Origin of the sequence: Pseudomonas sivasensis (assembly GCF_013778505.1) — a bacterium.
GTDB classification, from domain to species: Bacteria; Pseudomonadota; Gammaproteobacteria; order Pseudomonadales; family Pseudomonadaceae; genus Aquipseudomonas; species Aquipseudomonas sivasensis.
This window is the reverse complement of record NZ_JAAOWU010000001.1, coordinates 537,430-557,168: the sequence shown is the minus strand read 5'-3', so window position 1 is coordinate 557,168 and position 19,739 is coordinate 537,430. Positions and strand designations below refer to the sequence as shown.

The 19,739-nt window shown below is 58.8% G+C and carries 19 protein-coding genes; 13 read left to right on the top strand and 6 right to left on the bottom strand.

Features of this window, described 5'->3' with window-relative positions; genetic code table 11:
• The first annotated feature begins 51 nt into the window (after positions 1-51).
• The 7 genes from mreC (at position 52) to tldD (ending at position 10,094) form a co-directional block, all read left to right on the top strand.
• A complete protein-coding gene (mreC, locus tag G9Q84_RS02495; RefSeq protein WP_181642899.1) occupies positions 52-1,167 on the top strand; it encodes a rod shape-determining protein MreC in 1,116 nt (371 codons plus the stop codon).
• Positions 1,167-1,655, top strand: coding sequence for a rod shape-determining protein MreD (mreD, locus tag G9Q84_RS02490; protein WP_032886262.1), 489 nt, complete (start codon positions 1,167-1,169; stop codon positions 1,653-1,655). The genes mreC and mreD overlap by 1 nt, the downstream gene beginning before the upstream one ends.
• Before the next feature lie 51 nt (positions 1,656-1,706).
• Positions 1,707-2,303, top strand: coding sequence for a Maf family protein (locus G9Q84_RS02485; protein WP_032886263.1), 597 nt, complete (start codon positions 1,707-1,709; stop codon positions 2,301-2,303).
• Between the two features lie 70 nt (positions 2,304-2,373).
• Positions 2,374-3,831, top strand: coding sequence for a ribonuclease G (rng, locus tag G9Q84_RS02480; protein ID WP_032886264.1), 1,458 nt, complete (start codon positions 2,374-2,376; stop codon positions 3,829-3,831).
• Positions 3,832-3,907: 76 nt separating this feature from the next.
• Positions 3,908-7,723: a YhdP family protein gene (locus G9Q84_RS02475; protein WP_181642841.1), complete on the top strand. Its 3,816-nt coding sequence runs from the start codon at positions 3,908-3,910 to the stop codon at positions 7,721-7,723.
• Between the two features lie 63 nt (positions 7,724-7,786).
• On the top strand, positions 7,787-8,635 hold the full coding sequence (locus G9Q84_RS02470; protein WP_181642840.1) for a carbon-nitrogen hydrolase family protein: 849 nt from the start codon (positions 7,787-7,789) through the stop codon (positions 8,633-8,635).
• A 16-nt stretch (positions 8,636-8,651) separates the two neighbouring features.
• Positions 8,652-10,094 carry a metalloprotease TldD gene (gene tldD / locus G9Q84_RS02465; protein ID WP_032886267.1) on the top strand — a complete coding sequence of 481 codons (1,443 nt, stop codon included), beginning with the start codon at positions 8,652-8,654 and terminating at the stop codon, positions 10,092-10,094.
• A 45-nt stretch (positions 10,095-10,139) separates the two neighbouring features.
• Here tldD and yjgA read toward each other — a convergent pair whose 3' ends face one another.
• Entirely contained in the window at positions 10,140-10,661 is a 522-nt protein-coding gene (yjgA, locus tag G9Q84_RS02460) for a ribosome biogenesis factor YjgA (RefSeq protein ID WP_017138246.1), read from the bottom strand.
• Between the two features lie 108 nt (positions 10,662-10,769).
• Here yjgA and pmbA point away from each other — a divergent pair, with 108 nt between their 5' ends.
• From pmbA to G9Q84_RS02430, 6 genes are all read left to right on the top strand, one after another.
• Positions 10,770-12,116, top strand: a complete 1,347-nt coding sequence (gene pmbA / locus G9Q84_RS02455; RefSeq protein WP_032886268.1) for a metalloprotease PmbA — start codon at positions 10,770-10,772, stop codon at positions 12,114-12,116.
• A 141-nt stretch (positions 12,117-12,257) separates the two neighbouring features.
• Complete coding sequence (locus tag G9Q84_RS02450; RefSeq protein WP_095183841.1) at positions 12,258-12,653, top strand: FagA protein; 396 nt, start codon at positions 12,258-12,260, stop codon at positions 12,651-12,653.
• Positions 12,646-14,022, top strand: coding sequence for a class II fumarate hydratase (locus G9Q84_RS02445; RefSeq protein ID WP_095183842.1), 1,377 nt, complete (start codon positions 12,646-12,648; stop codon positions 14,020-14,022). The genes G9Q84_RS02450 and G9Q84_RS02445 overlap by 8 nt, the downstream gene beginning before the upstream one ends.
• Positions 14,023-14,049: 27 nt before the next feature.
• Entirely contained in the window at positions 14,050-14,478 is a 429-nt protein-coding gene (locus tag G9Q84_RS02440) for a hypothetical protein (protein WP_032886271.1), read from the top strand.
• A gap of 1 nt (position 14,479) precedes the next feature.
• A complete protein-coding gene (locus G9Q84_RS02435; RefSeq protein WP_095183844.1) occupies positions 14,480-15,091 on the top strand; it encodes a superoxide dismutase in 612 nt (203 codons plus the stop codon).
• 33 nt (positions 15,092-15,124) lie between these two features.
• Positions 15,125-16,018 (top strand): ZIP family metal transporter, encoded by an 894-nt coding sequence (locus tag G9Q84_RS02430; protein WP_181642839.1) that lies wholly within the window; start codon positions 15,125-15,127, stop codon positions 16,016-16,018.
• Positions 16,019-16,055: 37 nt separating this feature from the next.
• Here G9Q84_RS02430 and G9Q84_RS02425 read toward each other — a convergent pair whose 3' ends face one another.
• The 5 genes from G9Q84_RS02425 to G9Q84_RS02405 all read right to left on the bottom strand — a co-directional run bounded on the left by G9Q84_RS02425 (position 16,056) and on the right by G9Q84_RS02405 (position 19,556).
• Complete coding sequence (locus G9Q84_RS02425; protein WP_032886274.1) at positions 16,056-16,328, bottom strand: HPr family phosphocarrier protein; 273 nt, start codon at positions 16,326-16,328, stop codon at positions 16,056-16,058.
• 16 nt (positions 16,329-16,344) lie between these two features.
• On the bottom strand, positions 16,345-17,202 hold the full coding sequence (rapZ, locus tag G9Q84_RS02420) for an RNase adapter RapZ (protein WP_032886275.1): 858 nt from the start codon (positions 17,200-17,202) through the stop codon (positions 16,345-16,347).
• A 2-nt stretch (positions 17,203-17,204) separates the two neighbouring features.
• A complete protein-coding gene (ptsN, locus tag G9Q84_RS02415; protein ID WP_032886276.1) occupies positions 17,205-17,669 on the bottom strand; it encodes a PTS IIA-like nitrogen regulatory protein PtsN in 465 nt (154 codons plus the stop codon).
• Positions 17,670-17,681: 12 nt separating this feature from the next.
• Entirely contained in the window at positions 17,682-17,987 is a 306-nt protein-coding gene (gene hpf / locus G9Q84_RS02410; RefSeq protein WP_095183847.1) for a ribosome hibernation-promoting factor, HPF/YfiA family, read from the bottom strand.
• A 75-nt stretch (positions 17,988-18,062) separates the two neighbouring features.
• Entirely contained in the window at positions 18,063-19,556 is a 1,494-nt protein-coding gene (locus G9Q84_RS02405) for an RNA polymerase factor sigma-54 (protein ID WP_032886277.1), read from the bottom strand.
• Between the last annotated feature and the right edge of the window lie 183 nt (positions 19,557-19,739).

The following is a 19,739-nucleotide window of genomic DNA, read 5'->3' as shown; positions in this document are numbered from 1 at the left end:
GATGCCGTATGAATAAAGAGAACATTTGCCTGGGAGGAGCGGCTTATTAAACTGCTTTTCGCCAAAGGCCCCTCATTGGGCGTGCGCTTATTGGTGCTGGTCGTGCTTTCGGTCGCGCTGATGGTGGTCGATGCCCGCTTCTCACTGCTCAAGCCGGTGCGTAGCCAGATGTCGCTGGTGTTGATGCAGACTTACTGGATCACCGACCTGCCGCAACGTCTGTTCCAGGGCGTGTCCAGCCAATTTGGCAGCCGCACCGAGCTCGTCGCCGAAAACGAAAAACTCAAGACTGAAAACCTGCTTTTGCAGGGGCGCATGCAAAAGCTCGCGGCCCTCACGGAGCAGAACGTTCGGCTGCGCGAGCTGCTCAATTCTTCGGCACTGGTCAACGAGAAGGTCGAAGTGGCCGAGTTGATCGGCATGGACCCGAATCCCTTTACTCACCGCATCATCATCAACAAGGGTGAGCGCGACGGTGTGGTCCTCGGGCAGCCGGTACTGGATGCCCGTGGCCTCATGGGGCAAGTAGTAGAGCTGATGCCCTACACATCGCGGGTTCTGCTGCTGACGGACACGACCCACAGCATTCCGGTGCAAGTGAACCGTAACGGCTTGCGCGCGATTGCCAGTGGCACCGGCAACCCCGAGCGCCTGGAACTGCGTCACGTCGCCGACACCGCCGACATCAAGGAAGGCGACCTGTTGGTCAGCTCCGGTCTGGGTCAGCGGTTCCCGGCGGGTTACCCGGTAGCGACAGTTAAGGAAGTGATCCACGATTCCGGTCAGCCCTTCGCCATTGTACGCGCCGTGCCCACTGCCGCCTTGAACCGCAGCCGCTACCTGCTGCTGGTGTTCAGCGATAACCGCACCCCGGAAGAGCGCGCCAACGACGCCGCCCAGGCCCAGGAAGCGGAGGACAAGAAAAACGGCACGGCGCCGGTGATTCCCGCGACCGTACCCAAGCCCGCAGCGGCGACTCCCGTTGTTCCGGCGGCAACTCCAGCAGTTGCAGCGCCCGTGGCCACGCCGGTCAAGCCCGCGGCCCATAACGCGCATCCGGTGAAACCGGCCGCAGCGAAACCGCCGGTCAGCACGCCTGCCACCACGACGCCCGCTACGAAGCCTCCAGCCGCAGCTGCGGCTACCACGCGGCAGAGGGAGGAATAATGGCCAGTACTCATTCGAGCAATGGCTGGATCGTTTGGTTGACGTTCGCCATTGGACTGCTGCTCAGCGTTTCACCGCTGCCGCAATTCATGGAAATCTTGCGACCCCTCTGGCTGGCATTGCTGCTGGCCTTCTGGTCACTGAACCTGCCGCATAAAGTGGGCATGGTCACAGCCATGTTCCTGGGCTTGGCGGAAGATGTGCTATATGGCACCTTGCTGGGCCAGAACGCGTTGATCCTGACCCTCATCACCTTTCTGGTGCTGTCGTTGCAGCAGCGTTTGCGCATGTTCCCGATGTGGCAGCAGTGCCTGGTGATTCTGGTGATCTTCGGCCTGGCGCAGTTGGTACAACTGTGGCTCAGTGCCTTGACCGGTAACCGTCAGCCTACCCTGGCGCTGGTGTTGCCAGCTTTGGTCAGTGCGCTGTTGTGGCCCTGGATCAGTTTCGGTCTGCGTGGGTTACGTCGACGCTATAAAATCAATTGAATGGATTGCGAGGCTCTGCCTGGTTATCGAACCCCACAGGGAGAGTCTGCAATGAATTCGCTTTATCTGGCCTCGGGCTCCCCAAGACGGCGTGAATTGCTGACCCAGATCGGTGTGCCTTTCACCGTGGTCAGCGCCGCTATCGATGAAACTCCTCTTACCAATGAATCAGCTGTTGCCTACGTCGAGCGTCTTGCGCGCGGCAAGGCGTTGGCCGGATTTGCTGCGCTTGATCATCCATTGGGTGCTTGTGTGCTGGGTGCCGACACGGCAGTGATCGTGGACGGTCAGATCCTCGGTAAGCCGGTAGACCAGGCCGATGCCCTGGCGATGTTGATGGCCTTGTCTGGACGTGAGCATGAAGTGCTCACCGCCATCGCGCTCACCGACGGCCAGCGCTGCGAAACCCAATGTGTAAGCAGTCGTGTACGTTTTTGTGGGATCACTGTCGAACAAGCGACAGCCTACTGGCACAGTGGCGAACCCCAGGACAAGGCGGGCGGCTATGCTATTCAAGGGCTTGGCTCGGTGTTTGTCGCGGGCCTCAATGGCAGTTATTCCGCCGTAGTAGGGCTGCCGGTGTGCGAAACCGCGCAACTGCTCGACCAATTCGGCATACCCTGTTGGCAAAACCTTACCGTGCGCTAAACGCCTTGCATCAGCGCCCAGCCTTAAGCGATCGGTCACTATTGTGAAAACGCCTGAACGAGACCCAGCCATGAGTGAAGAGATTCTGATCAATATCACGCCGATGGAATCGCGCGTGGCGGTGGTAGAGAACGGTGTTCTGCAAGAAGTGCACGTTGAGCGCACCCAGAAACGCGGGATCGTGGGCAATATCTATAAAGGCAAAGTAGTGCGGGTGTTGCCGGGCATGCAGGCGGCTTTTGTCGACATAGGCCTGGACCGCGCTGCGTTTATCCACGCTTCGGAAATTTCCCTGCGTGAAGGGCCAGCGGTAGAAAGCATCAGCGCCCTGGTACATGAAGGGCAGAGCCTGGTGGTGCAAGTCACCAAGGACCCCATCGGTTCCAAGGGCGCACGCCTGACCACCCAGCTGTCGATTCCGTCGCGTTACCTGGTGTACATGCCGCGTACTGCCCACGTCGGCATTTCGCTGAAGATCGAAGATGAGGCTGAGCGCGAGCGCCTGAAAAAGGTGGTCAGCGACTGCGTGGCCGCCGAAGGCATCAAAGAGGCGGGCGGTTTTATTCTGCGTACTGCCGCTGAAGGCGCGGGTGCCGATGAAATCCTTATGGACATTCGCTACCTCCGGCGTCTGTGGGATCAGATCGGCGCACAGATCAAAACCATCGGTGCGCCAAGCGTCATCTATGAAGACCTGGGCCTGGCGCTGCGCACGTTGCGCGACCTGGTCAGCCCCAAGATCGAGAAAATTCGTATCGACTCGCGGGAAACCTTCCAGCGAACCACGCAATTTGTTGCCGAGTTGATGCCGGAAATTGCTGACCGCTTGGAACACTACCCTGGCGAGCGGCCGATCTTCGACCTGTATGGCGTCGAAGACGAAATCCAGAAGGCCCTGGAGCGCAAGGTCCCGCTCAAGTCCGGGGGCTATCTCGTGGTGGACCCGGCGGAAGCTATGACCACCATTGACGTCAACACTGGCGCTTTCGTTGGCCATCGCAATCTCGAAGAGACCATCTTCAAGACCAACCTTGAGGCCGCTACTGCGATTGCGCGCCAACTGCGCCTGCGCAACCTGGGCGGCATCATCATCATCGACTTTATCGACATGGAAGATGAAGACCACCAGCGTCAGGTGCTGCGCACCCTGGAGAAGCAGCTCGAGCGCGATCACGCCAAGACCAATATCATCGGTATTACCGAGCTGGGCCTCGTGCAGATGACGCGCAAGCGCACCCGTGAAAGCCTTGAGCAGGTGCTATGCGAACCGTGCAGCAGTTGCCAGGGACGGGGTAAGTTAAAGACCCCCGAAACGGTTTGCTACGAGATTTTCCGGGAAATCTTACGAGAGGCGAGGGCCTATCAGGCCGAAGGTTATAGAGTGCTTGCCAATCAGAAAGTGGTCGACCGGCTGCTGGACGAAGAGTCCGGCAACGTTGCCGAGCTGGAAGGATTTATTGGGCGCACGATTCGTTTCCAGGTTGAAACCATGTATTCCCAGGAACAATACGACGTGGTGCTGCTCTGATCCCCATTCGCGTTCTTTCTTCGAGACCGGCAGACCTTGATCTGCCGTCCGCCTACTGCCTTGAGGGTCGCCTGACATGGAGCGTCTGATACGCTTTTTTGCCGCTTTGACCCGCTGGGGCCTGGGTCTGTGCGCCTTGCTGCTGGTTTTGGCGGCGGTGTATGTGAGCTTGGGTCGTGAATTGACCCCCCTGGTAGCCGAATACCGTGCCGAAGTCGAAGCCAAGGCCCAGGCGGCGTTGGGCGTGCCGCTGCACATCGGCAGCCTGGAAGGGCGCTGGAGCGGTTTTGCCCCGGTGTTGCTGGCCCATGACGTCATGGTCGGCGAGGGCAGCAGTGCCTTGCGTCTTGACCAGGTCGAAGTGGTGCCGGCTATCTGGGAAAGCCTGATGGCGCGTGAGGTGCGTCTCGCGCACCTGCAGGTCAGCGGTCTGCAACTGAGCGCCAAGGAAGACAAGGACGGTCATTGGGCGCTTCAGGGCATGCCGGTTCAGGACGAGCAGCCGCTGGATCCGGAGCAATTGCTCAAGCGCATGCAGATGGTAAAGCGCGTGTCCTTGCTCGACAGCCAGCTCACTTTGCAACCGTTCGATCAGGCACCGGTCACCTTGACCTACGTGGGTCTGAGTCTGCACACCGGCATCACCCGTCAACGTCTGGACGCACGCCTGACCCTGCCAGACGGGCAGCCTATGGCGCTCAGCCTGCGCAGCCGCATTCGCGCCAGCCAATGGAAGGATGCCGAGGTTCAGGCCTATCTCAGCCTGCCGCAAAGCGACTGGGCCAAGTGGATTCCGGCCAAGCTGACTCAGCAGTGGACACTCACGCAGTTCAAAGCCGGCGGTGAATTCTGGCTGAACTGGGGCAAAGGTACTGTGCAGAGCGCGGTGGTGCGCCTCAACTCTCCACAAGTGAAAGGCCGCTACGCAGAACGCAAGCCAGTGCTCATCGAAAACCTGGCCCTCACGGCTTACCTGCAACGCAGTGATACGGGACTTAAGGTGCTGTTTGATTCCCTGGCGATGAACCTGGGTGAAACTCGCTGGGAGTCGCGCCTGCAATTGCAACAGACTCTGGCTACCGATAAGGACCAGGAAGTCTGGAAGTTGCAGGCTGACCGCCTCGACCTGACCCCTATCACGCCATTGCTGAACGCTCTGGCGCCGCTGCCGGAAAGCTTCGCCAAGACCGTCGAGCATCTGAAGGCCATCGGCCTGTTGCGCAACGTGCTGGTGGATTTCCGTCCTCAGGATACGACCGATCAAAAAGTCAGTTTTGCTGCCAACCTTGAGCGGGTCGGGTTTGACGCCTATTTCGGAGCACCGGCCGCGCGAAACGTGTCTGGCAGTATCAGCGGCGACTTGGGCGGTGGCGAGTTGCGCATGGACAGCAAGGATTTTTCCCTGCACCTCGATCCGATCTTCGCCAAGCCCTGGCAATATCTACAGGCCAATGCGCGCCTGACCTGGAAGCTGGATAAAGAAGGCTTCACCCTCATAGCCCCGTATATCAAGGTGCTGGGAGAAGAAGGCAAGATCGCTGCGGACTTCCTGATCCGCCTGCATTTCGACCATAGCCAGGAAGACTACATGGACCTGCGGGTCGGTATGGTCGACGGCGATGGGCGTTTCACTCCAAAGTACCTGCCTGCGGTGCTGAGCCCGGCCCTTGATGAATGGCTGCGCACGGCGATTCTCAAGGGGGCGGTGGATCAAGGGTTTTTCCAGTATCAGGGTTCGTTGAATCACGACGCGTTGCCGGCTTCGCGCAATATCAGCCTGTTCTTCAAGGTGCATGACGCCGAGTTAGCGTTCCAGCCGGGCTGGCCTCATGTGAGCAAGGTCAAGGGTGAGGTGTTTGTCGAAGAGACTGGTGTGCGCATCCTGGCCAGCAAGGGCCAGTTGTTGGATACCAAGGTCAAGGACGTGTACGTCAATATTCCCCACGCACCGTCCGGCAAGGAAAGTCACCTGCTGCTGACAGGTGGTTTTGCCGGCGGCCTGGGGGATGGGCTGAAGATCCTTCAAGAAGCGCCAATTGGTACCGCTTCCACCTTTACCGGCTGGAAAGGCGAAGGCGACCTGCAAGGCAAGTTGGACCTGGATGTTCCGCTTGTTAAAGGCATCGAGCCCAAGATCGTAGTGGATTTCCAGACCGACAAGGCACGCCTGCAACTGGCTGAACCACCCCTGGACCTGACTCAACTCAAGGGCAATTTCCGCTTCGACAGCGCCAAGGGCCTCAGTGGCGAGAACATCACGGCCCAGGCGTTTGACCGGCCGATCTCCGCGCAAATCTTTGCCGATGGCAAACCGGGCAATATCAGCACCCGTGTAACCGCCAGGGGCCAGGTGACGGTCAAGCGGCTGACAGAGTGGTTGAAAATCAGCCAGCCGTTGCCGGTTTCCGGTGATATTCCGTATCAGTTGCAGCTCAACCTGGACGGTGCCGACAGCCAGTTGATGGTCAGCTCCAATCTCAAGGGTGTTGCGGTGGACTTGCCTGCACCGTTCGGCATGCCAGCGAGCCAGGGGCGTGACAGCGTATTCCGCATGACCTTGCAGGGCGCCGAACGACGCTACTGGTTTGATTACGGTGAGCTGGCCAACTTTACCTTTGCTGCGACGCCGGACAAATTCAATGATGGCCGTGGCGAGTTGTTCCTCGGCGATGGCGATGCAGTGCTGCCCGCGGCCAAAGGCTTGCGCATTCGTGGGGTGCTTTCGGAGCTCGACATCGATCCGTGGAAAAAACTGGTGAGCCAGTATGCCGGCAACGATCCGGGTGGCAGTGCCAAGCAACTGCTAAGCGGTGCCGACTTCAAGATAGGCAAGCTCACCGGTTTAGGCACTCAGTTCGATCAGGTCAATCTGCAGTTGGACCGAAAACCCGTTGCCTGGGGCTTGCAGTTCGACAGCCAGCAGGCCAAGGGCAGTGTGACCTTGCCTGATAGTAAGGTCGCGCCGATTGGGGTCAACCTGCAATACGTAAAACTACCGGCGGTGGACCCGACGGTGCAGGCCGATGAAAACGCCCCCGACCCGTTGGGCAGCATCGACCCAAAAGATATTCCGGCTCTGGATATCGCCATTGCGCAACTGTTCCAGGGGCCAGAGCTGCTGGGCGCGTGGTCGCTAAAAATCCGTCCAACCACTAAAGGCTTGGCTTTCAGCGATCTGGACCTGGGCCTGAAGGGCATGCAGCTCAAAGGCGCTGGCGGATGGGAAGGCGCTCCAGGGGGCAGCAGCAGTTGGTACAAAGGCCGCCTGGACGGTAAAAATATCGCCGATGTACTCAAGGGCTGGGGCTATGCACCCACTGTAACCAGCGAAGACTTCCATCTGGATGTGGATGGGCGTTGGCCTGGTTCGCCGGCGTGGGTCGGGCCAAAGCGCTTCTCCGGTAGCCTGGATGCAGCGTTCCGAAAAGGTCAGTTTGTTGAAGTAGAAGGTGGCGCCCAGGCGCTGCGGGTGTTCGGTCTGCTCAACTTCAACTCCATCGGGCGACGCCTGCGGCTGGATTTCTCCGACCTGCTCGGCAAAGGCTTGAGCTATGACCGAGTCAAAGGCCTGTTGGCGGCGAGCAACGGTGTGTTCGTCACGCGGGAGCCGATCACTATGACCGGGCCGTCGAGCAACTTGGAACTGAACGGTACCTTGGACTTGGTAGCTGACCGCGTCGATGCCAAGTTGTTGGTGACGTTGCCTGTGACCAACAACCTGCCGATCGCTGCACTGATCGTCGGTGCACCTGCCATTGGTGGGGCTTTGTTCCTGATCGACAAGCTGATTGGTGATCGGGTTTCGCGTTTTGCCAGCGTCCAATACAAGGTGGAAGGACCGTGGAAGGATCCAAAAATCACCTTCGACAAGCCATTTGAAAAACCAAACTGAGGGCCTGCGGAGTAGCATGGGGCTCTCTTTTTTTGGTGCATGCCCATTACGGAGTGTCGGCTCATGTCCTTTGCGGTAATTCAAATGGTCAGCCAGAGCGATGTGTTGGCCAATCTGGCACAGGCTCGGCGTTTGTTGGAAAAAGCGGCGGCGGGCGGCGCGAAGCTGGCGGTGCTGCCGGAAAACTTCGCCGCAATGGGCCGCCGCGACGTGGCGGACATCGGTCGGGCTGAGGCTCTGGGCGAAGGTCCGATCCTGCCGTGGTTGAAACAGACCGCCCGCGACCTCACCTTATGGATAGTGGCCGGCACATTGCCGTTGCCGCCCAAGGACCAACCGAACTCCAAATCCAATGCCTGCTCGCTGTTGATCGATGATCATGGCGAAATCGTTGCTCGGTACGACAAGCTGCATTTGTTTGACGTGGATGTGGCGGATGCCCGGGGTCGCTATCGGGAGTCCGACGACTATACTTTCGGGAGTAACGTGGTGGTGGCGGATACACCGGTCGGCCGTTTGGGCCTGACGGTGTGTTACGACCTTCGCTTTCCTGAGCTGTACAGCGAGTTGCGGGCGGCGGGGGCTGAATTGATCACTGCGCCCTCGGCCTTTACCGCTGTAACCGGTGCCGCGCACTGGGACGTGCTGATACGCGCACGGGCCATCGAAACCCAGTGCTATGTGCTGGCGGCGGCCCAGGGCGGCGTGCATCCGGGACCACGGGAAACCCATGGTCATGCAGCGATTGTCGACCCGTGGGGGCGTGTGCTGAAACAACAGGATCAAGGCGAAGCGGTGTTGCTGGCCGAGCGCGATAGCAGTGAACAGGCGTCGATACGGGCGCGCATGCCGGTGGTCAACCATCGGCGCTTTTTCTCGCAGGGCGCGCAGCGGCCTGCTTCAGAACGATGAATTTAAGGCCAAACCTATGAGCGAGTTGTTGTCCTCAGTCAGTGAACACCTCCTGGCACCCGGTGGCGTGACCATCGAAAGCTTGCAAACCGTGTTGGGTGATCTTGCCGGGCCAGGAATCGACGCCGCTGACCTGTATTTCCAGGGCCAGATTTCCGAGTCCTGGGCGCTGGAAGATGGCATCGTCAAGGAAGGCAGTTTCAACCTCGACCAAGGTGTCGGCGTGCGCGCGCAATCCGGTGAAAAGACCGGTTTTGCCTACAGCAACGCAATCACTTTGGAGGCCTTGGGTCTTGCCGCACGTGCAGCGCGTTCTATCTCCCGGGCTGGCCAAAATGGCACGGTGCAAGCGTTCAGTACTCAGGACGTTGCCCAGCTATACGCGCCGGACAACCCTTTGGAAGTGATCAGCCGGGCGGAAAAGGTCGATTTGCTCAAGCGCATCGACGCGGCTACCCGCGCCTTGGATCCACGTATCCAGCAGGTCACCGTGAGCATGGCCGGTGTGTGGGAGCGCATCCTGGTGGCATCCACCGACGGCGGCCTGGCGGCGGATGTACGGCCTTTGGTGCGCTTCAATGTCAGTGTGATCGTCGAACAGAACGGTCGCCGCGAGCGCGGTGGGCATGGCGGCGGCGGGCGTACTGACTACCGTTATTTCCTTACTGAAGACCGCGCGATGGGCTATGCCCGTGAAGCGCTGCGCCAGGCGTTGGTGAACCTGGAAGCTATTCCGGCCCCGGCGGGTACGCTGCCGGTGGTGCTGGGTTCTGGCTGGTCAGGGGTATTGCTCCACGAAGCCGTGGGCCACGGCCTGGAAGGTGACTTCAACCGCAAGGGCAGCTCTGCCTACAGCGGGCGTATGGGCGAGATGGTTGCGTCCAAGCTCTGCACCATTGTCGATGACGGAACCTTGGCTGGTCGCCGTGGTTCGCTGAGCGTCGATGACGAAGGCACGCCTACCGAGTGCACCACCTTGATTGAAAATGGTGTGCTCAAGGGTTACATGCAAGACAAACTCAATGCCCGCCTGATGGGCGTGGCGCGCACCGGTAATGGCCGCCGTGAGTCCTACGCGCACCTGCCGATGCCCCGCATGACCAACACCTACATGCTCGGTGGCGAAAGCGATCCGGCGGAAATCATCGCCTCGGTGAAACGCGGTATCTACTGCGCCAACCTCGGCGGCGGCCAGGTGGATATCACCAGTGGCAAATTCGTGTTCTCCACCAGCGAGGCGTACCTGATCGAAGACGGCAAGATTACCGCGCCGGTCAAAGGGGCAACGTTGATTGGCAATGGCCCGGAAGCCATGAGCAAGGTGTCGATGGTCGGCAACGACTTGGCGCTGGACAGCGGCGTCGGCGTGTGCGGGAAAGATGGGCAGTCAGTACCGGTCGGTGTCGGCCAGCCAACCCTGAAAATTGATGCGATCACCGTGGGTGGCACGGGGTCGTAAGGGATGGAGCTTCGGGTGGCGAAGACCGCCACCCGGGGAAGGGCATCAACGCAGTCCGCGTTGAGTCTCGTCCAGCTCACGGATGTATTTGAAGATTTTACGGCTGGTCGCGGGCGCCTTGTTATGCGCCTGCTCATGCTGGGCTTGACGGATCAGGGAGCGCAGTTGTTGGCGGTCCGCATCCGGGTAGTCCAGCACGAATTTCTCCAGCACTGCGTCATCGCCCGAGATCAGGCGGTCACGCCAACGTTCCAGATTATGGAAACGTTCGTTGTACTGGCGAGTGGAGGCATCGGTTTGATCAAGCAAGGCCAGAATGGCGTCAGTGTCCTGATCGCGCATCAGCTTGCCGATAAACATGATGTGCCGTTTACGCGCGATATTCGCAGTGTGCTTGGGTGCGTCAGCAAGCGCCCGGCGCATCTCGTCGGTCAGTGGCAGTTTTGCAATCAAGTCTTTCTTGAGCGTTGTAAGGCGCTCGCCAAGGTCAACCAGAGCATGCAGCTCACGTTTGACCTGGGTTTTGCTTTTCTCCCCATCGAGGGAGTCGTCGTAAGAATCAACCATGGTGGCAGTCCGCAAAGAAACGCCGCCATGATAACCAGTCGGGGGCCGCTTGTCCGGCCCGGTCGCTCGATGGCCTTAACCGAAAGCAGAATTTGAGTGGAGAAAACCATGAGTGCAGCCCAAAGCGTCGGTCCGCAAGCGTTACCGGCCCTGCAGGAACAAGTCGAGCAGATCCTTGCCGAGGCTAAGCGCCAGGGGGCCAGTGCCTGTGAAGTTGCGGTCTCGCTGGAGCAGGGTCTGTCGACGTCGGTACGTCAGCGGGAAGTAGAAACTGTTGAATTCAACCGCGACCAAGGCTTTGGCATCACCTTGTATTCTGGGCAGCGCAAAGGGTCGGCCAGTACCTCCGCCAGTGGCCCGGAAGCCATTCGCGAGACTGTGGCCGCCGCGTTGGCGATTGCCAAGCACACTTCCGAAGATGAAAGCTCAGGTCTGGCAGACAAAGCGCTGATGGCCAAGGACTTGAAGGATTTCGATCTTTTCCATGCCTGGGACATTACGCCCGAGCAGGCCATTGAGCTGGCGCTGACCTGTGAAGCCGCTGCGTTTGATGCTGATGCCCGCATCAAGAACGCCGATGGCACCACGTTGAATACTCACCAAGGCTGTCGTGTTTATGGCAACAGCCACGGGTTTATCGGGGGATATGCATCCACCCGTCATAGCTTGAGCTGCGTGATGATCGCCGAGGCCAATGGCCAGATGCAGCGTGATTACTGGTATGACGTGAGCCGTCAGGGTGAACTGCTGGCCGACCCGGTCAGCATTGGTCAGCGTGCCGCACAACGTGCCGCTAGCCGCCTGGGCGCCCGTCCGGTGCCAACCTGCGAAGTGCCGGTGCTGTTTTCGGCGGAGCTGGCGGGCGGTTTGTTTGGCAGTTTCCTTGGCGCAATTTCGGGCGGCAATCTGTATCGTAAGTCGTCTTTCCTTGAAGGCGCGATTGGCCAGAAGCTCTTTCCCGATTGGTTGACCATTGATGAGCGTCCGCACTTGATGCGCGCCATGGGCAGCTCGGCGTTCGATGGCGATGGCCTGGCCACGTACGCCAAGCCGTTCGTCGAGAACGGTGAGTTGGTGTCTTACGTACTGGGTACTTACTCAGGCCGCAAACTCGGCCTGCCCAGCACTGCCAACTCCGGCGGCGTACATAACCTGTTCGTGACCCATGGCGATGAAGATCAGGCAGCGCTGTTGCGGCGTATGGGACGTGGCCTGTTGGTAACCGAATTGATGGGGCACGGCCTGAACATGGTCACCGGCGATTACTCACGCGGCGCGGCGGGTTTCTGGGTGGAAAATGGCGAGATTCAGTTCGCGGTTCAGGAAGTGACGATTGCCGGCAATATGCGTGACATGTTCAAGCAGATCGTTGCCGTGGGTAACGATCTGGAACTGCGCAGCAATATTCGCACCGGGTCGGTGTTGATCGAGCGGATGACTGTCGCCGGCAGCTGATCGATCCTCTCTGAGAAGCGCGCTATCCCACGGATAGCGCGCTTTTTTTGTGCTTGGAATTCAGGGCGATCACAATGCTGCCATTGCGTTGATTCTCAATATCATTTAATAATAAATATCATTATCGAATGAGCGTGGATCATGAGTTCTGTCCTGCATGAGGATCCGTACCTGGAAAGCTGGCGCTGGATGAGTCGTCAGATTCGCTGCGGCCTCGATCCTGATGAACCTCGCCTGATCGAACATTACCTAAATGAGGGTCGATACCTGGCGTGCTGCACTGCGACTCATCCGTGGACGATCGCTGAAACATCATTCCGCCTGTTAATCGATACCGCCAGTGATATCGCCTTGCCTTGGCATTGGCGTTCCACTTGTCTGGATCAGGCTTGGCGCCCTCTGCGCGACTTGGAAAAACTCTCCCACTGTGCCTGCCGCCTCAAGCGCTGGCAGACCTTTGCCTGGCAATTGGCGACGTGCGAATTGCTGCCATCAATCTCTCACTCCGACCTGGTGCAAGGATCTAACGATGAGTAACACCCGTATCGAACGCGACAGCATGGGCGAACTGCAAGTGCCTGCCGAGGCCTTGTATGGCGCACAGACCCAGCGCGCAGTGAACAACTTCCCTATCAGCCACCAACGTATGCCGGCACAGTTTATTCGCGCCTTGATCCTTGCCAAGGCTGCTGCCGCCAAGGTCAACGTCGACCTCAAGCAAATCAGCGAAGGGCAGGGCAAGGCCATCGTTGATGCTGCCCAAGGGTTGCTGGAAGGCGACTTCATGCAGCACTTCCCGGTGGATATCTTCCAGACCGGCTCTGGTACCAGCTCCAACATGAACGCCAACGAAGTGATCGCGACCCTCGCCAGCCGTTTGCTGGGCGAAGCGGTGAACCCGAACGATCACGTCAACTGCGGCCAAAGCAGCAACGACATTATCCCGACCACTATTCACGTCAGCGCGGCGCTGGTATTGCACGAGCAAACGCTTCCGGCGCTTCTTCACCTGGTGCAGGTGATCGAGCAGAAAGCCAAAGAAGTTCACCCGTTCATCAAGACAGGCCGCACGCACCTGATGGACGCCATGCCGGTCCGTATGAGTCAGGTACTCGATGGTTGGGCGCAGCAACTCAAAGCCAATATCGGTCATCTGCAGGACTTGCTGCCAAGCCTGCAGGCCCTCGCGCAAGGCGGAACGGCGGTGGGCACTGGGATCAACGCCCATCCGGAATTCGCGGCGCGTTTCAGTCAGCAACTAAGCAGCCTTACGGATGTGAAATTCACTCCGGGTAAAAACCTGTTTGCGCTGATTGGTTCCCAGGACACAGCCGTGGCGGTGTCCGGCCAACTGAAAGCCACCGCCGTATCGCTGATGAAAATCGCCAATGACCTGCGCTGGATGAACTCCGGTCCACTTGCCGGCCTGGGTGAGATCGAGCTGGAAGGCCTGCAGCCGGGGTCTTCGATCATGCCCGGCAAGGTCAACCCTGTAATCCCTGAAGCGACTGCCATGGTGGCTGCACAAGTCATTGGCAATGACACGGTGATTACCGTCGCTGGCCAATCCGGCAACTTCGAGCTGAACGTGATGCTGCCTATCATCGCCCAGAACCTGCTCAGCAGCCTCGAACTGCTGGCCAACTCCAGCCGCCTGCTGGCGGACAAAGCCATCGCCAGCTTCAAGGTCAATGAAGCCAAGCTCAAGGAAGCACTGTCGCGCAACCCGATACTGGTTACTGCACTCAACCCGATCATTGGATACCAAAAGGCTGCTGAAATCGCCAAGAAGGCCTATCAGCAAGGCCGTCCAGTGATTGATGTCGCCCTTGAGCACACCGACTTGCCGCGCAGCCAACTGGAAATCCTGCTGGATCCGGAAAAGCTCACGGCTGGCGGCGTTTAATCACCGACTCTGCTTTGGAGGCTCACCATGGAGCACTGGAAGCGCACGATCGAACGGGCCAATCGCTGCTTTATGCAAGGCGAGTTGGTTGACGCTCGCGAGGCCTATTTGCAAGCCCTGGCCTTGGCCCAGGTGCTGTTCGAACGCTGGGCGAATGCCGACGAAGCAGTGGCGGCTTGCGTCATTTCCCATCACAACCTGGCGGACCTGCACCTGCACTTGAATCAGCCTGAGGAAAGCGCCGAATACCTTTGCGCCATTCACCAGCGCCTGCTGCAGACCATGCAGGACGCGCGCCTGAGCCCGCAGCTGCGGGAGGCGGCCCTGCGCCAGAGCAGCAAGACTTACGTCGAACTGTTGAATTTCATCAGCGATCACGGCGAGTACCCGCGCACCCATCGCTTGCTGGGCGGTACTGCTGCGCAACCGACTACGCCTCAATACGGAGCACATTGATATGACCTATACCTTGCCTGCCTTGCCTTACGCCTACGATGCCCTGGAGCCGCATATTGATGCGCAAACCATGGAAATTCACTACACCAAGCATCACCAGACCTACATCAACAACCTTAATGCCGCCGTCGAGGGCACTGAGTTCGCCGGCTGGCCGGTGGAAAAACTGGTGTCCAGCGTGCAGCAACTACCGGAAAAGCTTCGCGCTGCCGTGATCAACCAAGGTGGCGGCCACGCTAACCACTCGCTGTTCTGGGCGGTGATGTCACCTCAAGGGGGCGGTAAGCCAGAGGGCGCATTGGGCAAGGCAATTGACGAGCAAGTTGGAGGTTTTGATAGTTTCAAGGAGGCCTTCACCAAAGCCGCATTGACCCGCTTCGGCAGTGGCTGGGCTTGGCTGAGCGTTACGCCGCAAAAGACCTTGGTGGTGGAAAGCAGCGGTAACCAAGACAGCCCGCTGATGAACGGCAACACGCCGATCCTCGGCCTGGACGTATGGGAGCATGCTTACTATTTGCGCTACCAGAACCGCCGCCCGGAATACATCAATGCCTTCTACAGTGTTATTAACTGGCCAGAAGTTGCCGCACGCTATCAGGCTGCTATGGCCTGACATTTACCTCTATAACAAGATCTAAGGCCGACTATGGGCACTGAAACACTGGCGATCGGCAGCGTGCGACTGTTTCGCTATGCGCTTGGCTCGCTACTGCTACTGGCAGGTACTGCATTGCTTGTGGCCCACGGGCTGGCCTGGCTGGACGTTGAACCGCGCATCCTGCGTGCTTTGCAGGGCGGGGCGATCTGCGCGCTCGGTACTGCGCTGGGCGCGGTTCCGGTATTGGTGATTCGGCGGATGCCGGTGGCCGTGAGCGATACCTTGCTGGGCTTTGGGGCTGGCGTGATGCTGGCTGCAACCGCCTTTTCACTGGTGGTACCGGGTATCGCTGCTGCAGAAAGCCTGGGGCTTACGTCCTGGGGCGCGAGCGGGCTGATCAGTTTCGGCATTATGTTGGGAGCGTTCGGGCTGTATCTGGTTGACCGCAGGGTCTCCGGCGCGAGTCCGGAAATGCTGGTGGGCACGCCGGACAAACCGGTGATACCGCCGCGCATCTGGCTATTCGTGTTCGCTATCATTGCTCACAACATTCCGGAAGGCATGGCGGTTGGCGTCTCTGCCGGTGGCGGCATGCCGGATGCCGACAGCTTGGCCATGGGCATCGCCTTGCAGGATGTGCCCGAAGGTCTTGTGATTGCGTTGGTGTTGGCCGGGGCAGGGATGTCGCGGGCCAAGGCATTCCTGATTGGTGCTGCTTCAGGCTTGGTGGAACCGGTGTTTGCCGTGCTCTGCGCTTGGCTGGTGAGCCTGGCCGAGGTGTTGTTGCCTTTGGGGCTGGCGCTGGCTGCCGGGGCGATGCTGTTGGTAGTGACCCATGAGGTGATCCCGGAGTCGCGGCGCAATGGCCACGAAAAGCTCGCCAGCTTGGGGCTCTGCATTGGATTTTGCTTGATGATGGCGATGGATACCGCATTGGGGTGAAGCCGTTGCGGCTTCACGTTTGTGTCAAAGGGTGAGGTTACTCACCCTCATCAAAGTAGTTGTTGATCAACGCCACCAGAGCTTCCATCGCTTCCTGGTCTTGCTCGCCTTCGGTCTTCAAATGAATTTTGGTGCCTTTGCCGGCCGCCAGCATCATCATCGCCATGATGCTTTTGCCGTCGACCATGCTTTCAGGTGTGCGTCCAGCCCTGATCTGGCAGGGGAACTGCCCGGCTACTCCGACAAACTTGGCCGAGGCGCGGGCGTGCAAGCCCAACTTGTTGATGATTTCAATTTCCAGAGCGGGCATCGCGCAGGTGTTCCTTTCAGCTAAGGTCGCGGTGGCGAACCTGGACGTTCTTGAGGGTTTGTTGCAGTGCTTGGCCCAAGCGCTCGGTCAGGTATACCGAACGGTGATGACCGCCGGTGCATCCAATGGCAATAGTGACATAGGCCCGGTTGCTCGCGGCAAAGCGCGGCAGCCACTTGAGCAGATAGCTGGAAATGTCCTGGAACATCTCCTCCACATCCGGCTGCGCGGCTAGGTACTCAGCCACAGGTAGGTCCAGCCCTGATTGGTCGCGTAACTCTGGCTTCCAGTAGGGGTTGGGCAGGCAGCGCACGTCGAACACCAGATCGGCATCCACCGGCATGCCACGTTTGAAGCCAAAAGACTCGACCAGAAACGCCGTGCCAGGCTCCGGTTGGTTCAGCAGGCGCAGCTTGATGGCATCGCGCAGCTGGTAAAGGTTAAGGCCGGTGGTGTTGATCTTAAGGTCGGCGAGGTCAATGATCGGCCCCAGCAACTTGGTTTCGTCCTCGATGGCTTCAGCCAGAGAACGGTGAGGGCTGCTGAGGGGGTGGCGTCGACGGGTTTCGGAGAAGCGTTTGAGCAGCGTCTCTTCATCGGCGTCCAGGTACAGCACATCACAATGAATATGCTTGGCGCGCACTTCTTCCAACAGTTCCGGGAACCGAGAGAGGTGGCTGGGTAGGTTGCGGGCGTCGATCGAAACGGCAACCAGAGGTTGCGCCAGCTCGGTGTGGATCAGAGCGCGTTCCGCCAACTCCGGCAGTAGGCCGGCCGGCAGGTTATCGATGCAATAGAAGCCGTTGTCCTCAAGAACGTTGAGGGCGGTACTTTTACCCGAGCCGGAGCGGCCGCTGACGATGATCAAACGCATGATTACTGCCCGTTTTGCTCATCCAGGACAACTTGGTACAGCGCCTCATTGCTGCCGGCACTGCGCAGTTTGTCGCGTACTTCTTTGCGGTCGAGCATGCTGGCGATCTGCCGAAGCAGTTCCAAGTGCGCATCGGTGGCGGCCTGTGGGACCAACAGAACAAACAGCAGGTCGACCGGGGCGCCATCAATGGCATCGAAATCGATAGGCGCGTCCAAGTGCAGCAGCGCGCTGACAGGTGTCTCACAGCCTTTGAGGCGACAGTGAGGAATGGCGATGCCGTTACCAAAACCGGTGGAACCCAGTTTTTCACGGGCAATCAGAGCCTCGAAGACATCTTGCATCTCCAGTTCAGGCACTTGGCTGCTGATCAGGTTGGCAATTTGTTCGAGGGCTTTCTTCTTGCTGCCGCCCGGCACGTTCACGAGGGAACGGCCGGGGGTCAGGATGGTTTCAAGTCGAATCATGGGTGGGGAGTGTTAGCGGCCTGTGCCCTGAAGAAGGCTCTGCTGCTTTTCCTTATGCTTTTTAAGTTGGCGGTCGAGCTTGTCAGTCAAGGCATCGATTGATGCATACATGTCTTCATGCTCGGCGTTGGCGACTACTTCGCCACCAGGAATCTGTAGGGTCGCTTCGATTTTCTGCTGAAGCTTGTCGACCTTCATGATCACTTGCACATTGGTGATCTTGTCAAAATGACCCTCAAGCTTTTTCAGCTTTTGCTCGACATATTCGCGCAGGGGAGGGGTGACTTCTACATGGTGTCCACTGATGTTGACTTGCATACAGCTTCTCCTTCGTTGCCAGTGCATAAAGCGGCGGGTAGGAATACCCGCCACTGGAACGCTGTGGCCCGCCCGTCACATCAAACGCTTACGCTCGCTGGAAGGCGCGATCCCAAGGGATTCGCGGTACTTGGCGACGGTTCGACGGGCGACCTGAATGCCTTGTGCCTCCAGTAAACCAGCGATCTTGCTGTCACTCAACGGCTTTTTCTGATTTTCCGCGGCAACCAGTTTTTTGATGATTGCGCGGATTGCCGTGGACGAGCATTCGCCGCCTTCTGAGGTGCTGACATGGCTGGAGAAAAAGTATTTCAACTCATAAATACCCCGTGGGGTATGCATGAATTTTTGCGTGGTAACGCGGGAAATCGTCGACTCGTGCATGCCTACCGCTTCGGCGATATCGTGCAGAACCAAAGGCTTCATCGCTTCATCGCCGTATTCCAGGAAGCCGCGCTGATGCTCGACGATCTGCGTGGCGACTTTCATCAGGGTTTCGTTACGGCTTTGCAGGCTCTTGATGAACCAGCGCGCCTCCTGCAACTGGTTGCGCATGAAGGTGTTGTCGGCACTGGTGTCGGCGCGTCGCACGAAACCTGCATATTGCGGGTTGACTCGCAGGCGTGGCACTGACTCCTGGTTAAGCTCCACCAGCCAACGCTCGTTGTCCTTGCGCACGATCACGTCAGGAACTACGTATTCGGCTTCGCTGGACTCGATCTGCGAGCCGGGACGCGGGTTGAGGCTTTGCACCAGCTCGATGACCTGGCGCAGATCGTCTTCCTTGAGCTTCATGCGACGCATCAGTTGGCTGTAATCGCGGCTGCCGAGCAGGTCGATGTAGTCGGTGACCAGGCGCTGGGCCTCGGCGAGCCATGGGGTCTTGGCGGGCAGCTGGCGCAGTTGCAGCTGCAGGCATTCGCTAAGGGTGCGCGCACCAATACCCGCGGGCTCAAATTGCTGGATGCGGTGCAGGACGGCTTCGATTTCGTCCAGTTCGATATCTAGTTCGGGGTCGAAGGCCTCAAGAATCTCTTCGAGTGTCTCGTCCAGATAGCCTTGGTTATTGATGCAATCGATCAGGGTGACGGCGATCAGGCGATCGGTGTCCGACATCGGCGCGAGGTTCAGCTGCCACAACAAATGGCTCTGCAGACTTTCGCCGGCGGACGTGCGGGTAGTGAAGTCCCACTCATCATCGTCGTTGCTGGGCAGGCTGCTGGCGCTGGTCTGGTAGACGTCTTCCCAAGCAGTGTCTACGGGAAGCTCGTTGGGAATGCGTTCGTTCCAATCGCCTTCCTCAAGGTTATCCACCGTAGGGGCGGTCTCTTGGTAGGACGGTTCCTGCACGTCTGCGTTGGGCTTTTGCTCGATGTTGTCGGCCAACGGGTCTGCATTATCGAAGTCGTCGCCTTCTTCCTGGCGTTCGAGCATCGGATTAGACTCCAGGGCCTCCTGGATTTCCTGTTGCAGGTCCAGGGTCGACAATTGGAGCAGGCGGATGGCCTGTTGCAGCTGCGGTGTCATCGTCAGCTGCTGGCCCATTCTTAGGACTAGCGATGGTTTCATGGCAGGGGCTTAACACCTTATTCGCCGGCGCAACGCGCCATCCACGACAGGGCGCGTGAGCGCCAAACATAAGCAAATTATATGCCTGATATCGAGGGCTTTGCCTAGAGCGCGGTAACAATAAAAAACCGGAGGTTTTCATTGACTCCCGCGCATCAGGCAAACGACCTGCCACCGCCTTGT

Excerpts from the sequence above, each read along its gene's own strand:
- mreD (WP_032886262.1), top strand. The coding sequence starts at position 1,167 with ATGGCCAGTACTCATTCGAGCAATGGCTGGATCGTTTGGTTGACGTTC.
- G9Q84_RS02485 (WP_032886263.1), top strand. The coding sequence starts at position 1,707 with ATGAATTCGCTTTATCTGGCCTCGGGCTCCCCAAGACGGCGTGAATTG.
- rng (WP_032886264.1), top strand. The coding sequence starts at position 2,374 with ATGAGTGAAGAGATTCTGATCAATATCACGCCGATGGAATCGCGCGTG.
- G9Q84_RS02475 (WP_181642841.1), top strand. The coding sequence starts at position 3,908 with ATGGAGCGTCTGATACGCTTTTTTGCCGCTTTGACCCGCTGGGGCCTG.
- G9Q84_RS02470 (WP_181642840.1), top strand. The coding sequence starts at position 7,787 with ATGTCCTTTGCGGTAATTCAAATGGTCAGCCAGAGCGATGTGTTGGCC.
- tldD (WP_032886267.1), top strand. The coding sequence starts at position 8,652 with ATGAGCGAGTTGTTGTCCTCAGTCAGTGAACACCTCCTGGCACCCGGT.
- yjgA (WP_017138246.1), bottom strand. The coding sequence starts at position 10,661 with ATGGTTGATTCTTACGACGACTCCCTCGATGGGGAGAAAAGCAAAACC.
- pmbA (WP_032886268.1), top strand. The coding sequence starts at position 10,770 with ATGAGTGCAGCCCAAAGCGTCGGTCCGCAAGCGTTACCGGCCCTGCAG.
- G9Q84_RS02450 (WP_095183841.1), top strand. The coding sequence starts at position 12,258 with ATGAGTTCTGTCCTGCATGAGGATCCGTACCTGGAAAGCTGGCGCTGG.
- G9Q84_RS02445 (WP_095183842.1), top strand. The coding sequence starts at position 12,646 with ATGAGTAACACCCGTATCGAACGCGACAGCATGGGCGAACTGCAAGTG.
- G9Q84_RS02440 (WP_032886271.1), top strand. The coding sequence starts at position 14,050 with ATGGAGCACTGGAAGCGCACGATCGAACGGGCCAATCGCTGCTTTATG.
- G9Q84_RS02435 (WP_095183844.1), top strand. The coding sequence starts at position 14,480 with ATGACCTATACCTTGCCTGCCTTGCCTTACGCCTACGATGCCCTGGAG.
- G9Q84_RS02430 (WP_181642839.1), top strand. The coding sequence starts at position 15,125 with ATGGGCACTGAAACACTGGCGATCGGCAGCGTGCGACTGTTTCGCTAT.
- G9Q84_RS02425 (WP_032886274.1), bottom strand. The coding sequence starts at position 16,328 with ATGCCCGCTCTGGAAATTGAAATCATCAACAAGTTGGGCTTGCACGCC.
- rapZ (WP_032886275.1), bottom strand. The coding sequence starts at position 17,202 with ATGCGTTTGATCATCGTCAGCGGCCGCTCCGGCTCGGGTAAAAGTACC.
- ptsN (WP_032886276.1), bottom strand. The coding sequence starts at position 17,669 with ATGATTCGACTTGAAACCATCCTGACCCCCGGCCGTTCCCTCGTGAAC.
- hpf (WP_095183847.1), bottom strand. The coding sequence starts at position 17,987 with ATGCAAGTCAACATCAGTGGACACCATGTAGAAGTCACCCCTCCCCTG.
- G9Q84_RS02405 (WP_032886277.1), bottom strand. The coding sequence starts at position 19,556 with ATGAAACCATCGCTAGTCCTAAGAATGGGCCAGCAGCTGACGATGACA.